The organism is Mesorhizobium sp. LNHC221B00, from assembly GCF_000502935.1.
Lineage (GTDB): Bacteria > Pseudomonadota > Alphaproteobacteria > Rhizobiales > Rhizobiaceae > Mesorhizobium > Mesorhizobium opportunistum.
Window position 1 is genome coordinate 172,413 of sequence record NZ_AYWR01000012.1, and the last position, 12,342, is coordinate 184,754.

The following is a 12,342-nucleotide window of genomic DNA, read 5'->3' on the forward strand; positions in this document are numbered from 1 at the left end:
GTTTTTTCGGCGTCTGGCCCTTGCGGTCGGCTTGCGAAACCGGTCAACTTCGCGCTGATTTCCCCAGCACAGGCAGATACATGTTCTTCGCTTCCGACAATTGGGCAGGCGCCCATCCCAATATCGTCGCCGGCCTGTCGGCCGCGGCCGGCGGCTTTTCCACCGCCTATGGTGACGGCGCCCTCGACCAGGCGGTCTACCGGCGCTTCAGCGAGATTTTCGAACGCGAGGTCGCGGTGTTCTTCGTCGCAACTGGTACCGCCGCCAACTCGCTGTCGCTGACCACCTACAACAAGCCCGGCGGCATTTCCTTCGCCCACCGCGAATCGCATGTCATCGAAGACGAGTGCGGCGCGCCGGAATATTTTTCCGGCGGCTCGCGGCTTCATGCCGTCGACGGCCCCCTGGGCAAGATCGACCCGCACAATCTGGAACGGACCATCGGCCGCTTCGCGCCCGAGATCGTCCATTGGGGTCGGCCGATGGCCGTTTCGATCACCCAGTCGACCGAGGTCGGCACCATTTACGGTCTGCAAGAGATCGAGACGATCGCGGCCATCGCCAAGCAACGTTCCGTGCCGTTGCATATGGATGGCGCCCGCTTTGCCAACGCGCTGGCCGCGCTCGACACGACGCCGGCCGAAATGACCTGGAAACGCGGCGTCGACATCCTGTCCTTCGGCGGTACCAAGAACGGCTGCTGGTGCGCGGAGGCGATCGTGCTGTTCGACCTCGACCGCGCCAGGGAAATGGCCTTTCTGCGCAAGCGCGCCGCGCAGCTGTTTTCGAAGTCGCGCTTCGTGGCGGCGCAATTCGAGGCCTATTTCAAGGACGGGCTGTGGCTCGACACGGCCCGGCACGCCAACGCCATGGCCGCGCGTCTCGCGGCGGCGATCGAGGACTCGCAGACAGCGAAGCTCGCCTGGCTGCCGCAGGCCAATGAGGTGTTCGCGGTGATCAAGAAGACAGAAGCCGACAGGCTGCAGGCGGCGGGCGCCGCCTTCTACGACTGGCACAAGCCGCATGGTTTCGACGGCCATATCGGCGAGGACGAGTTGCTCTACCGCTTCGTCACCAGCTTTGCCACGACGACCGAGGAAGTCGATCGCTTTGGCCAGCTCCTGGCCGGATAAGCAGGCAAAATGGCTGCGACACGCCCCGTTTTTGAATTGGCCTCGGACCTTGATAAGCGGACCAAGGTGGAAGGCAGCGGATCAGGGTTCATACATCATTGGCGATACCATTGGCTTCGCTGGACAATTCAGTTGCGAGCAGCGCTGGTCACAATGATCCTCGCTTGCAGCCTGCAAGGGGCTTGGTCCCAGAGCTGCTCCGTCACGGCCGCCAACGGATCGTACGGCGTGGTGGACATTCTGAGCGGAGCCGTTGATGACACGACGGCAACCTTCTCGATCAACTGCACCGGGACAGCCAACCAGACCGTGCGCCTTTGCGTCGAACTTTCACCTGGCCAGACCAACGCGGCCGGCAACCGCAGGCTGGCTTCCGGGTCCGAGCGATTGGTCCACGAGCTCTACAGCGACGCGTCGCGAACGACGATCTGGGGGTCCTGGGGTCTGGCCACGACCAGTTACGGGCTCTATCCCATTGGGGCGACCTACGATCTTGCTTTGGGTTCCTCGGGCAGCGCCGGCACCGCGTTGACCGTTTACGGCAGAGTATTCTCCAACCAGACCGCCGCTGGACCCGGATCGTATGTCTGGACCATGACCACCGCACCGGCTGCCAGCTATGATTACAAGACCGCCTCGACGTGTCCGACAGGCAGCCGGCAAGCCACGTCCAGCGGCTCCACCTGGACCGCGACAATCAACGCGAACTGCAACGTCTCGGCCACCAACGTGAACTTTGGCTCCGTCGGAGTGCTGGCATCCAATGTCGATTCGACCGGTTCGGTCACCGTTCGCTGTACCGACTCGACGCCGTACAATATCGGACTGAGCGCCGGCGCCGGCTCCGGTGCCACGGTTGCCAGCCGCAAGATGACGAGCGGCGCAAAGACCGTGACCTATTCGCTCTACAGCGACAGTGGCAGGGTCAGTGTCTGGGGAAACACGATCGGCATTGACACCGCTAGCGGCACCGGCACCGGGCTCGATCAACCATACACCGTATACGCCCGCGCGCCCGCGCAGACGACGCCCGCGCCCGGAGCCTACACCGACACAATCGTCGTGACGGTTACGTACTGATGACCCACAGACAGCCGATCCAGGATTAGCGGCAGACAACCGGGATGACCACTTGCTCGTTTGCTTTTGTCATGTAGCCGAATGAGGCGCGGCACGAACCCTTGGCGGTCTCGGCAACGACAGTGTTGTTTCGCGCCAGTGCTTTCGCATAAGCGCGTCCGTCGTAACCGATGACGAAGTCCTGCGTGCCGTTGACCGTGCCGTGCGACCCGACCTCGAGCGGCTGTCCGTCCGGCCCCGACAAGACGAGGACCGCGGCGCTGACGTCGGTGCGAACTCGGAAATCGACCCGCACGCCAGCCCGGTCGGCTGGCGCGATGATATCCTGCGTGGTCGTGACGTCGGCGTCGACGGGCAGATTGGTCGTGTCGATGGCGATCTTGTTGCGCTGATAGGAGCGCAGGCTCGGCACCAGAAGCCTTCCTTTCGCGTCGGTGACGCCGGCCGGCCGGTTCTCGAAAAGCACGCCGACACCCGGCAAACCCGTCTCGACAACGGCGAAACTGTCGTCGATCCGGTCTGTCAGGAAAATGCCGGAACCCATCGTTGCGATTGCCCCGTCGAACTGGGCTGTCGCCGCTGTGCCCGAGATTGAACGGCCGACGCCGGCCTCGGCATGCCCATGGGAGGAACGATAGGAGACTGCCGCGGAGCCCTCGGCGGACCCGTCCTGACTGAAGCTCGTCCGCCAGCCAAGGCTGCCCGGGTCCTCGCCGAGCGGTTTGCTCACATCGGCAATCACATCGACACCGTGCTTGTCGGCTGAAATGGCCGTCGAAGCCATTACATTGCCGCCGATCGGGATCGACAGGCCGGCGAAGAGGCCGGCATTCCGTCGCCCGCCAAGGGCGGCGAAGGCGGTCGCGTTGAGATAGCCGAATGGCAGCGCCCGCGAATAGGAAGCGGTGAGTATCCTGGAACCTTCACCGCTGGCCGGCGTCAGATCGATGTAGCTTGCGCTAATGCTGCCACTGTCGAAGGGCAGCGGCGTTCCGAAGGAAATGCTGTTGACCATCTTCGGGGGCCTGGATCGGGTCGACGCACCCACGGCCATGGGGTCGAAGGATAGCAGCCTGAAGAAGGCCTGGCCGGACGTTCCGCCGTCTTGAAGACGGTCGCTCACCGAGGCGAGATCGTCATAGGACCCGAACATCATTTGCGAACTGGCGTTTACACTGAGGGTCCCGATTCTGATCTTATAGGAGGCATAGGACTGCAGCCCGCCGCCCGCCGCGCCATGGCTGCCGGCCACCGCGAAGGAAGCGACGCCGAGCGAACCGGTGCGCGTCACTATGCCGAGACCACCGTTGAGCAGGCCGCTGCTGGCCTCCGCGTGGGCTTCGAGCGTCAGCCAGTCGAAGATGCCCTTTCTCAGGCTTGCCGACAGGACTGGCTGGTTGACGGCATAGGCGTCGGACGTCGTCGCGTATCCCAACCTCGGCAGGCCTGCCTCCAGCGAGAAGTCGAAGAGCCCCGGCCTCAGTAGGTTGGGCGAGGCGTAGAACGGCACGCTCGTGCGCGTTTCACGGCCGGCCGCATCGCGCAAGACGATAACCGCCTGCCCACCGCCGGTGGTGACGGGAATATCTGTGATCTGGAACGGTCCGGTGTTGACGGGGTGCGAATAGGTCTTCGACTCGTTGACATAGACGTCGACCGTCGACGGCACCGCCGCGCTGCCGCTCGCCGATAGAAGCGGCTGGGTGATCAGATCGGTGCGAAGGCCGAAGTCGCGGCGCGCCTGAAGCCCGCCGATGCGGATCGGCCTGGTCCAGGCGAACCCGCCGGAAATCGCATCGCCAGCTTGGTACGTGGTTAGCGTTGCCGGGTCGGAATAAGTGTAGGCGGTATCGAGCCTCAATGCATCGGCGCGGCCGTTGTCCTCAAGCCGCAGGATCGCCGATTGGCCCAAGGTGCCGACCGGCGAAAAGGCCCGTGCATCGAGGGTGGTGGAAGCGCCGCTGAAGGCGAAGCCACTGGCGTCGGGCTCCTGCCGCGATGCCGCGAACAAATTGTAGTTGAGAACCCCGCCGAACCCCGCTCGAACGTCAGGGGAAGCCTCCCGGCCGGGCGCGGCGTCATAGGATATCATGCCGCGCAGGCCATCATTGATCGTCAGAAAAATGCGTTGCTCCCGCTCTTCGTAGCGGTAGCCCAGCCCCCGCACGGTGTCGAGCATGACGATGGCTCCCCGAGGTCGGGCTTGCTTGCCGAGGTCCAGTCCCAAAGCGCGCAGTTCGTCGGGAGCGGCGCCGAGATGCCGGCCGTCGAAAGACTCGAATGCCGCGATCTGGTTGGTGGCGGCGCCGTTGATGAAGACTTCGAGCTGAAGCTGCTGCGCCGCTCCGTCCGCTCGATTGGACTGTATCAGCGTGGCAACCAATATCGACAATGTCAGGAGCCAAGCCGCATTCACGGCGCGGCGACAACCGGCGCCACGGCATTGATCGGGCCATCATTGCCTTGGCCCGAGATCGAGACCGAGCCCTTGCTGGCGAATTTGCGCCCGCTGGCCGGTGCCGCCCACCGCATGGTCGACTGGCCGAGCGCATAGCCGACCAAACCCCCGCCGAATGAAATCTTGTGCCCGCTGACGTCGCGTAGCAAGAGTGCGGAGATGCGCAAGCGGGTACCGCCCCTGTTGTGGGCTGAAACGATCAAACGGCCGTCCTGTCTCGATATCGTCCAGTCCAAGCTGGGTGGCGTTCTTGCCTGCGAACCGAAGAAGACTGGGATCGAGTGGCGAACCAGCAGCCTCACCGTGCCTGTCTTGGCCCGACTGGCGTCTGGAAGCTCGTCGACGAGCAGGCGATAGGCCTCCTCGGTCGCAACCGGTCGCTTGACCACTCGCACGATGCGGGCAACATAGTCGGTACCCGGCAGGAGCGTGACGGCAGGAGGCGAGGCAACCACATCATCCGTGGGCTGAAGGGATTCTTCGCCATTGACCTGCGACCAGCGAAAAACACGAATCTGCACGTTGGTCGGCGTCGTCCCCTCATTGCGCAGCGTAATGGTCGACGCCGCGCTCGGCGCGACGACATCGACCAGAGCGGGCTGCACCTGAAGCGACTCCGCACGGACCTGCACAGCGCCGAACAGCAATGCCCCCGCCAGGGCCGAAGCCAGCCTTGCCCAATTCATTGCCACCCCCATGGCGTCGACCGTCAATGAGGCCGACTTTAGTAGGTTACCGTGACGGTCACGGTGTCTGTATAGACAGCTGGCGCAGGCGTTGATTGCGCCGGCACGCGTCCATAGACGGTAAAGTTTTGCGCGGCGCCGGAACCGGTCGCCGAAACCGCATTTGTCCCGATGGTGTTGCCCCAGACGGTCGTTCTGCCGCTGTCGCTATAGAGAGAATAGGTAATCGTGGCGGCACCATTGGTCATCTTGCGGGCGGCGACGGTCGCGCCCGATCCGGTGCCCGCGTCCAGGCCAACATTGTATGGAGTCGTGTTCGTGCACTGAACCTGGACCGTGGACGTCTGGTCGACATTGGCCGCAATGACGCCGGACGAGCCGAAGTTCAGGGTTGACGCGCTGTTGATGGTGCAGGACGCGGTGATCGTCATCTGCACGGCCATGGAAGCGGTTGTTGTCGTGGCGCGCGCCTCGCCGCCGGTAATTGCCAGGATCGCCAGGCACGCTGCTGTTTTCCGCCACATCCGGCGAGGTCCTTTTTCGATGGTCCCAGGAGAAGACGAGGCGGGATTGGAAGCATGTGCCCGCGATTGAGCCCCGCCAAAATATGTTCGATCTTGCTTAACAAGATATTACTTATTTAGAGAAAGCTAAACCAATTCGTGCTCGGCCCCTCCCGAGGGCAAAAAGAGGTATCCCGCTGCCGCATTCGAGCAGCGTCAGGGCAAAGCCACCTTTTCACATCCACCCAGCAAACGCAAAAAAGCGACGCCTTTCGGCGCCGCTTCCGTCTCGGGAGGAGACTTTAACTTTATGCGTCAGGCAGCCGTCTTGTTAGGCGGCGGTTTTGGCCTCGATCTGCTTGGCCTTGGCCGGAGCCGAAGTGATCGCGATCTTGCGCGGCTTCAGCTCCTCGGGGATGTTGCGCTTGAGGTCGACGAAGAGCAGGCCGTTCTTCAGCGCGGCGCCGACGACTTCAACGTGATCGGCAAGCTGGAAGCGGCGCTCGAAAGCCCTTGAGGCAATACCACGATAGAGCAACTCGGAACCTTCGCCGGTGCCCTCGTCCTTGCGCTCACCCTTCACGGTCAGCACGTTGCGATGGGCTTCGATCGAGATTTCCTCATCCGAGAAGCCGGCAACCGCCATCGAAATCCGGTAAGAATCCTCGCCGGTGCGCTCGATGTTGTAAGGCGGATAGGTCTGCGCGCCATCAGGCTGCGCAAGCGAATCGAGCATGGTGAAGAGGCGGTCGAACCCGACGGTCGAACGATAAAGCGGGGAAAAATCAACGTGACGCATGAGGTGTTCTCCTGTTGAGCAACATGGTTTGCGTATGGCCGGTGCGAAACCCGCGAGCGGCGTTTCGAGAGGACCAGCGGCCCCGACATTGGCGACCGCAAACCACATTTGGGGAGCGCTCGAAGGCATTTCAAGATTTGGCCGGACGGCAAAAAAACAGGGCGGCCTGCCTTGATGAACGGCAGATGAACCGGCGCTTAGGCGCGCGTTCAGACAGTTGCCGCTAAAGTGGCTCTCAAGATCAAGGATTGGCGGCGCCGAATTTGCAGAGGGCCGCAACGAAGCCGAACCGGGTGTTAACGTCCCTTCCTCCCGGATCGACAGAAGGCCGGAAGCGGGCTCAAAGCCGCTTCCGGCCTTCCCTGTGCTGCGGCCCCCGTCATCTGGAATTCCTTTGCTTTTGATGTATTGACGTCTATCACCTTGAGAGGCCGGTCCCGACAGGCTGGCACGTGAAGACGCCGAGCACAAAGCGCCGTATGACGGACATCCTCCAAGACACCTCCCTTTTCCATGAGACTGAGGGCAATCCGCGGCCGGAGAACGCCGGCGGCGGCTTCTTCACCACGCGCGACCGCAAGAAGATCCGCTATGGCCTGTTCGGAGCCGTCGCGCGCCCGATGAGGGGCACGGTGGTGCTGCTGCCAGGCCGCAACGAGTGCATCGAGAAATATTTCGAAACCATCCGCGATCTTGCCGCCCGGGGCCTTGGCGTCGCCACGCTCGACTGGCGCGGCCAGGGCGGTTCCGACCGGCTGATCGGCGATCGCCAGCGCGGTTATGTCAGGTCCTTCCGCGACTATACGGCCGATCTCGAGCAGTTTTTCGAGGAGATCGTGCTGCCCGACTGCCGTGGACCCTACTACATCCTGGCTCATTCCGCCGGCGCGGTGATCACGCTGCTTGCAGCGCCGTCGATGGTCAACCGCGTGCGGCGCATGGTGCTGATCGCGCCGTTCCTGACGCTGCCCGACCTGCCGGTCTCGATAAGCACGGTTCGCCGCGTCTGTTCGTTTTTCTGCGCTTTGGGCCTTGGCAGGCTCTATGCCGCCTGGGGCCCGCGGCCGAGAGACACGCTGCCTTTCGAAGCCAACAAGGTGACGTCGGATCCACGGCGCTACCGTCGCAACACCCGCATCTACGAAGAGTATCCGCAACTGGCCCTCGGCGGCCCGACGATCCGTTGGCTGCAGGCGGCGGCAAAGGCTTCGGAAGCGATCAGCGATCCCGACTTCATGGCCAGGATCCAGGTTCCCCTGCTGATCATCGCCGCCGGCGCCGACCAGGTCGTCTCGACCAGGGCGGTGGAAGCATACGCCAGAAGTCTGAGGCTCGGCTCGATGCTGATGATCGACGGCGCCAAGCACGAAATCCTGCAGGAGGCCGACCTTTACCGCGAACAATTCCTCGCCGCCTTCGATGCCTTCGTTCCCGGCTCCGACGACCCGACGGCCTGACTGGCGCCAAAGCCTTCCACGGACCGGCCGGCATAGCTGACACCCTGTTGTCAGGAAGGTGGGGCGCTCGCGCCCGCGGCGCTCAAAAGTGCTAAAGATTCTGACAGTCCGCGCCCGTCTCGGAATGCTCATCTGCTCGCGTCGAATTGAACGCCGAGGAGATGAGATCATGACCGACAAAACCTGCGCCGCCTGCGATTGCCAGCTGGACGCCAATCCGATCCGCGTCAAGGTCGGCGGCAAGACCGTCGAGGTCTGCTGCGAGGAATGTGCACAGGCACTCAACGAAGCCGGCGCTTCGGCGGCCGGCGCCGGTGAGGACTGAGCCATGCGCCCCGATCATTCAATAGCGCAGCGCTTGGCCGGCCATGTCCCGGCGCGGGCAACGACCCTCCGCACCACGACCATGCTGCAGTCCTTGCACGCCCGATGCCTTGCGGCAGCCCGATGGGTCGGTCGCCAGATGGAAAGACGCCGAAGCCGCCTTGCCTTGCTCGAAATGACCGAGGAACAGCTCAAGGACATCGGCCTGTCGCGCGGCGATGCCTATTGCGAATTCAGCCGCCGCTTGTGGGATTGAGGCACCGTCCGGGAAGTCTCCTGACAGGATCGGACCGGCCGATTGCGTAGAGTGCCTTCGTAAATTCCGGATTGATTTTCCGGTACGAGGAATGAACGCAACGGCCATGTCGCAATTCACGGTACAGCCGCTCCTGGACACCGGCACCGTCAGGGTGCGCGACATCGTCTGCAGCGGCGAATGCCGGCACCGGAGCGACGAAGAGTGCAGCGCGGCCACGCATCTGGTGTTTCCCTATCGCGGAGTCTTCGTGCGCCATGTCGGGCGCAACGATGTCGTCGCTGAGGCCAATCAGCTGCTGTTCTTCAACGCGGCTGAGGCCTATCAGGTCAGCCACCCGGTCGAAGGTGGCGATGCCTGTCTGGACCTTGTGGTCGAGGAAGGCCAATTGCGCGAACTGGCGCCGAAGGGGCAGCTGCGCACCGGCGACCGCCTGGCGTTCCGCCGCCAGCACCGGCGCATCGACCCGCGCGCGCAGGCCCTGGTGGCGTTGCTGCGCCATAGCCTCAGCCGCAATGTCGCCGAGACCTTGGAAGCCGAGACGCTCGCCTTGACGCTGGTGCGGCGCTCGCTCGGCGAACACACCTCGCATGCCGCGGGCGCCAGCCCCGGACGGCAGAAGCTGGTCGACCGCACCAAGCTCGTCCTGTCTTCGGACCTGTCGCGGCGCTGGACGCTGGCCGAGATTGCCGCCGAGGTCGGCGTCTCGCCGGTCTATCTGACGCAAGTGTTCCAGCAGGTCGAGGCGATGCCGCTCTATCGCTATCACCTGCGCCTTCGGCTGGCGCGCGCGCTCGACCTGCTCGGCCGCTACGACAATCTGACCACGCTGGGCATGGATCTCGGCTTCTCCAGCCACAGCCATTTCAGCTCGACGTTCAGACAGGTCTACGGGCGCACCCCAGCGGAATTCCAGCGCTCGATCGGATCGCGCTGATTTAATCGCGTCAAAGAAAGCGCGGAGATATCAGCCGCGCAGGGCAGCCATGGCGGCCGCGTGAAGCTCCGGCGTTGCCGCCGCCAGCACATCGCCGCCCTTTTCCGCCGGCCCGCCGTCGAAGGTGGTGACGACACCGCCCGCCTTCTCGATGATCGGGATCAGCGCCACGATGTCGTAGGGCTTCAATCCGGGATCGGCGACAATGTCGACGCTTCCCGAGGCGATCATGGCGAAGGCGTAGCAATCGGCGCCGTACCGGGCGAGCTGGATCTGCCTCTCGAAGGCGTCATAGCGATTGCGCGCCTCGCCCTTGAACAGTGCCGGTGTGGTGGTGAACAGGGTTGCCTCGGAAAGCTTCGTCGTCTTGCGGGTCGAAAGCTTGCGCGGGCCTCCCGGCCCCTCGTAGTGCGAGCCCGATGCGTTGGCATAGAACAGCTCGCCGGTGAAGGGTTGCGCCATCATGCCGGCGACCGCGTCACCGTCGACCGTCAGCCCGACCAGCGTCCCCCATACCGGCAGGCCGGAGATGAAGGCGCGCGTGCCGTCGATCGGATCGATCACCCAGACATGCCTGCTGGAGATATTTTCGCTGCCATGCTCCTCGCCAAGAATGCCATGGTCGGGATACTCGGCCGAGATCAGCGCCCGGATGGCGCGCTCGGTTTCGCGGTCAGCTTCGGTGACCGGATCGAAACTGCCCTTTTCCTTGTTGGCGACAGCCCCTTGGGCACGGAAGCGCGGCAAGGTCTCCGCCGCTGCCGCCTGCGCGATGCGGCGCATGAAATCGATGCTGATATCCAACTGATTCTCCCGCATGCGGCATGCCCGAATAGGGCTCTGCCGCCACTTTCCTGCCAAAACAAGCCTGTTTATCGATTTATCCGCCGCCGCGACTGTTGCCGGAATGTCACGCCAGCGTCATCGAAACGCAGTTTCCACATCACTCTGAATTAAAAAAGCCTGAACGTCGCTTGACATTTGTGCAGCGCACAATACCCTCAATCTCGGACAGGTTCTCCTGTCCATGCCCTCCTTGGGCGTTTCCTCCCTAGACTTCGACCGTATCGTGAAAACGATGCGGTCTTTTTTTACGCCGCAAATCCCAAGCTGCCCATCCGGTGCGCGATCTCACTCCGCGGCCAGCGGCAGGTCGATGAAATGATGGTCGGGCATCGCCATCAGATCGGCCGAAAATCGCGTCAAATCATCCGCCAGCGCGTCAAAGGCCGCTGCCTTCTCGAATGTCCGCTCGTTCATGTAGAGCCCGCGATTGACCTCGATCTGCAGTGCATGCAGATGACGCGCCGGGCGGCCATAGTGCTCGGTGATGAAGCCGCCGGCATAAGGCTTGTTGTGGGCGACGGTATAGCCCATGGCGCAGAGCAGGCCGATCGCGGTTTCGGTCAGGGCAGCGGTGGCCGAGATGCCGAAACGATCGCCGATGATGAAGTCCGGCCGCAGGCCGTTGTCGCCGACACGGATGCTCGCCGGCATCGAATGGCAATCGATCAGCACCGCAAAGCCGAAACGGGCATGGGTTCTCGTCAAAAGCCGCTTCAGCGTCTCGTGATAAGGCTTGTAGACGGCCTCGATGCGGGCGACCGCTTCGGCGAGCGGCAAGCGGCCGGAATAGATGTCGAGCCCCTCGCCGACCAGCTTGGGCACCGTGCCGAGCCCGCCCGCCACCCGCGCCGAGCGGATGTTGCAGAAGGACGGCACCGGCTCGGCGAACATGCGCGGGTCGAGTTCCCAGGGCTCGCGGTTGACGTCGAGATAGGCGCGCGGGAAATTCGCCGCCAGCATCGGCGCGCCGAGGGCCACCGCGCCCCCGAACAGCTCATCGACGTAGCAATCCTCCGAGCGGCGGATGGCGTTGCGGTCGAGCCTTGCCATGGCAAGGAAGCGTTCGGGATAGTAGCGGCCACTGTGTGGTGAGTTGAAGAGGAAGGGGACGCGCTGTTCGGCGCCCGATCGGATTTCGAAGGGTGGAACGACCGAAAAATCCTCGGCTGCCGTCTTCAATTTGAACGAACCCGAAAGCACCAGTGCATCATGATATGAAACTGCCACCTTGCTGGCCGCATGTCCAGCATTTCGGCGGCCTCGCCGCTTGCCAAATGTGGGGCTTCCTCGTCCTCGTTCACTTGATGTTTACCCTCACCTCCTCATATACAGGATGGTTAACGGGCCTGCCCCACGGCAGTCTCGGGCGGGTGATTCGGACGGGACATCATGGCACGCATTCTTCTGGCGGAAGACGACGACGATATGCGTCGGTTCCTCGTCAAGGCGCTGGAGCGCGCCGGTTATCAGGTTAGCGATTTCGACAATGGCGCCAGCGCCTATGAGCGGCTGCGCGAGGAACCGTTCTCGCTGCTGTTGACCGACATCGTCATGCCGGAGATGGACGGCATCGAACTGGCACGGCGCGCCACCGAGATCGATCCCGACCTCAAGGTCATGTTCATCACCGGTTTCGCCGCCGTTNTCGAACTGGCACGGCGCGCCACCGAGATCGATCCCGACCTCAAGGTCATGTTCATCACCGGTTTCGCCGCCGTTGCGCTGAACCCGGATTCCAAGGCGCCGAAAGACGCCAAGGTGCTGTCGAAGCCCTTCCACCTGCGCGATCTCGTCAACGAGGTCGAGAAGATGCTGCAGGCGGCCTGAGCCGCCTTCGGCCAAGGCATCGCGGCTGCGGCGAGA

The 12,342-nt window shown here is 63.2% G+C and carries 13 protein-coding genes; 7 read left to right on the forward strand and 6 right to left on the reverse strand.

Annotated elements, in window-relative coordinates; all coding sequences use genetic code 11:
- Positions 1–80: 80 nt before the first annotated feature.
- Both X741_RS149845 and X741_RS149840 read left to right on the forward strand, forming a co-directional pair.
- Positions 81–1,133 (forward strand): low specificity L-threonine aldolase, encoded by a 1,053-nt coding sequence (locus X741_RS149845; RefSeq protein WP_023778523.1) that lies wholly within the window; start codon positions 81–83, stop codon positions 1,131–1,133.
- A gap of 153 nt (positions 1,134–1,286) precedes the next feature.
- A complete protein-coding gene (locus X741_RS149840; protein ID WP_023778524.1) occupies positions 1,287–2,213 on the forward strand; it encodes a spore coat protein U domain-containing protein in 927 nt (308 codons plus the stop codon).
- A gap of 25 nt (positions 2,214–2,238) precedes the next feature.
- On the opposite strand, the gene X741_RS149835 is transcribed toward X741_RS149840, so the two are convergent.
- The 4 genes from X741_RS149835 to X741_RS149820 form a co-directional block, all read right to left on the reverse strand.
- Positions 2,239–4,605 carry a fimbria/pilus outer membrane usher protein gene (locus X741_RS149835; RefSeq protein ID WP_156937909.1) on the reverse strand — a complete coding sequence of 789 codons (2,367 nt, stop codon included), beginning with the start codon at positions 4,603–4,605 and terminating at the stop codon, positions 2,239–2,241.
- 20 nt (positions 4,606–4,625) lie between these two features.
- Positions 4,626–5,357: a fimbria/pilus periplasmic chaperone gene (locus X741_RS149830; RefSeq protein WP_023778526.1), complete on the reverse strand. Its 732-nt coding sequence runs from the start codon at positions 5,355–5,357 to the stop codon at positions 4,626–4,628.
- Positions 5,358–5,395: 38 nt separating this feature from the next.
- Complete coding sequence (locus X741_RS149825; protein WP_013893125.1) at positions 5,396–5,881, reverse strand: spore coat U domain-containing protein; 486 nt, start codon at positions 5,879–5,881, stop codon at positions 5,396–5,398.
- Positions 5,882–6,191: 310 nt separating this feature from the next.
- A complete protein-coding gene (locus X741_RS149820; RefSeq protein WP_013893124.1) occupies positions 6,192–6,659 on the reverse strand; it encodes an Hsp20 family protein in 468 nt (155 codons plus the stop codon).
- Positions 6,660–7,138: 479 nt separating this feature from the next.
- Here X741_RS149820 and X741_RS149815 point away from each other — a divergent pair, with 479 nt between their 5' ends.
- The 4 genes from X741_RS149815 (at position 7,139) to X741_RS149805 (ending at position 9,633) form a co-directional block, all read left to right on the forward strand.
- Complete coding sequence (locus X741_RS149815; RefSeq protein ID WP_023778527.1) at positions 7,139–8,116, forward strand: alpha/beta hydrolase; 978 nt, start codon at positions 7,139–7,141, stop codon at positions 8,114–8,116.
- A 169-nt stretch (positions 8,117–8,285) separates the two neighbouring features.
- On the forward strand, positions 8,286–8,441 hold the full coding sequence (locus tag X741_RS1000000170425; protein ID WP_013893122.1) for a hypothetical protein: 156 nt from the start codon (positions 8,286–8,288) through the stop codon (positions 8,439–8,441).
- Positions 8,442–8,444: 3 nt separating this feature from the next.
- Positions 8,445–8,696, forward strand: coding sequence for a DUF1127 domain-containing protein (locus tag X741_RS149810; RefSeq protein WP_023778528.1), 252 nt, complete (start codon positions 8,445–8,447; stop codon positions 8,694–8,696).
- 106 nt (positions 8,697–8,802) lie between these two features.
- Positions 8,803–9,633: an AraC family transcriptional regulator gene (locus X741_RS149805; RefSeq protein WP_023778529.1), complete on the forward strand. Its 831-nt coding sequence runs from the start codon at positions 8,803–8,805 to the stop codon at positions 9,631–9,633.
- Positions 9,634–9,663: 30 nt separating this feature from the next.
- Here the strand turns inward: X741_RS149805 and hisN are convergent, their stop codons facing one another.
- Both hisN and X741_RS149795 read right to left on the reverse strand, forming a co-directional pair.
- The gene (gene hisN, locus X741_RS149800; RefSeq protein WP_023765827.1) at positions 9,664–10,437 is read right to left on the reverse strand and encodes a histidinol-phosphatase; all 774 of its coding nucleotides are present in this window, start codon (positions 10,435–10,437) and stop codon (positions 9,664–9,666) included.
- Between the two features lie 327 nt (positions 10,438–10,764).
- The gene (locus tag X741_RS149795) at positions 10,765–11,706 is read right to left on the reverse strand and encodes an N-formylglutamate amidohydrolase (RefSeq protein WP_023778530.1); all 942 of its coding nucleotides are present in this window, start codon (positions 11,704–11,706) and stop codon (positions 10,765–10,767) included.
- 162 nt (positions 11,707–11,868) lie between these two features.
- Here X741_RS149795 and X741_RS149790 point away from each other — a divergent pair, with 162 nt between their 5' ends.
- Complete coding sequence (locus X741_RS149790; protein WP_023778531.1) at positions 11,869–12,306, forward strand: response regulator; 438 nt, start codon at positions 11,869–11,871, stop codon at positions 12,304–12,306.
- The last annotated feature ends 36 nt before the right edge of the window (positions 12,307–12,342 follow it).

Coding starts and splice junctions, on each gene's coding strand:
- X741_RS149845 (WP_023778523.1), top strand. CDS start 81: ATGTTCTTCGCTTCCGACAATTGGGCAGGCGCCCATCCCAATATCGTC.
- X741_RS1000000170425 (WP_013893122.1), top strand. CDS start 8,286: ATGACCGACAAAACCTGCGCCGCCTGCGATTGCCAGCTGGACGCCAAT.
- X741_RS149805 (WP_023778529.1), top strand. CDS start 8,803: ATGTCGCAATTCACGGTACAGCCGCTCCTGGACACCGGCACCGTCAGG.
- X741_RS149810 (WP_023778528.1), top strand. CDS start 8,445: ATGCGCCCCGATCATTCAATAGCGCAGCGCTTGGCCGGCCATGTCCCG.
- X741_RS149820 (WP_013893124.1), bottom strand. CDS start 6,659: ATGCGTCACGTTGATTTTTCCCCGCTTTATCGTTCGACCGTCGGGTTC.
- X741_RS149840 (WP_023778524.1), top strand. CDS start 1,287: ATGATCCTCGCTTGCAGCCTGCAAGGGGCTTGGTCCCAGAGCTGCTCC.
- X741_RS149830 (WP_023778526.1), bottom strand. CDS start 5,357: ATGAATTGGGCAAGGCTGGCTTCGGCCCTGGCGGGGGCATTGCTGTTC.
- X741_RS149825 (WP_013893125.1), bottom strand. CDS start 5,881: ATGTGGCGGAAAACAGCAGCGTGCCTGGCGATCCTGGCAATTACCGGC.
- X741_RS149815 (WP_023778527.1), top strand. CDS start 7,139: ATGACGGACATCCTCCAAGACACCTCCCTTTTCCATGAGACTGAGGGC.